Genomic DNA, 1,015 nt, shown 5'->3' with positions numbered 1-1,015 from the left:
CCCGCCGCTTTGCGAGGGCCGCAAGAGGCAACGCCCCTCTCCCTACCCTCTCCCCTCTCGCTTCGCGGGGGGCGAGGAGGGGGACGGCGAGGGGTGTTAGCTGACCTCGTCATTCCGTGAGTTGGTCAGCAGGCAACGGGAAAGCCAGAGCACAAGGAGGCTGAGTAGGGTGGGTGTGAGCACCAAGCCAACGGCCGCCCCGAGGTGCGCGTCCAGTCCCACTAGTGATAGCAGCAACGCGCCGTACCAGAGCCCGAAACCGGCTGCGAAGTAGGCTGGCAGCGGCAGAATGACCACTGCGACGAACCAGAAAACCCTGACTGCGCCTGGAAATCGCGGGTGGCCCAGGTGTCGAGCCGTCTGCCAAACCACGCAGCAGTACAGAGACGCTGCTCCGACGAGCAGTGCCGCGTCGATTCCGCCGCCGAACACCCCATCTGCCCACATGGTCGCCTCCCAGAGCGCGCAAGCTTGGCCGATCAATGTTGGGATAGGATCTTGGACCTGAGGACATGCCGCGTGATCTTAGTGCAGGCGTAGCCGGCCGTAGAGCGCGGGGTGGAGGGTGCGAGCGGTCGCTCAAGCCTCGCGGCTGCGCTTCAGCGCTTCGACCTTGAGCAGGATCGCGTCCATGACGCCGTCTAGGTCGTGGTAGATGCGCGAGGCCGGGATGCGGAGGTGTGGACGCCCTGGCCGGCCAGCCAGCGATCGCGAGCGGCGTCCTTGAGCTGGGCCGCTTCGTCCCAGTGGGTGGCGCCGTCGACCTCGATGGCGAGGCGCAGGGCGGAACAATAGAAGTCGAGGATGATCGATCCGAAGGGGTGCTGCCGGCGGAAGATGGGGCGGTCCTCGCCGCGCCCGCGCAGGCGGGTCCAGAGGATGACCTCGGGACCGGTCATGGCCTTGCGCAGGGCGCGGGCGCGGGTGACGATCACGGTTCGTCGCAAGGCTGTGCCGGCCGCTCGCCCCCTCCACCAACCGCTCTTCGCCTGCGGCTCGGCGGTCGGTCCCCCTC

At 67.8% G+C, this 1,015-nt stretch carries 1 protein-coding gene; it reads right to left on the bottom strand.

From position 1 onward, the window contains the following. Window positions 1-641: 641 nt before the first annotated feature. Window positions 642-1,015 (bottom strand): endonuclease domain-containing protein (locus tag AX721_RS20170; RefSeq protein ID WP_231754745.1); only part of this gene is annotated, 374 nt, incomplete at its 5' end.

It is taken from the genome of Phenylobacterium sp. CCH9-H3 (genome assembly GCF_001557235.1).
In the GTDB taxonomy this organism is placed as follows: Bacteria; Pseudomonadota; Alphaproteobacteria; order Caulobacterales; family Caulobacteraceae; genus Phenylobacterium.
The sequence above is the reverse complement of the archived record's forward strand: the minus strand, read 5'-3'. Positions and strand labels throughout refer to the sequence as shown.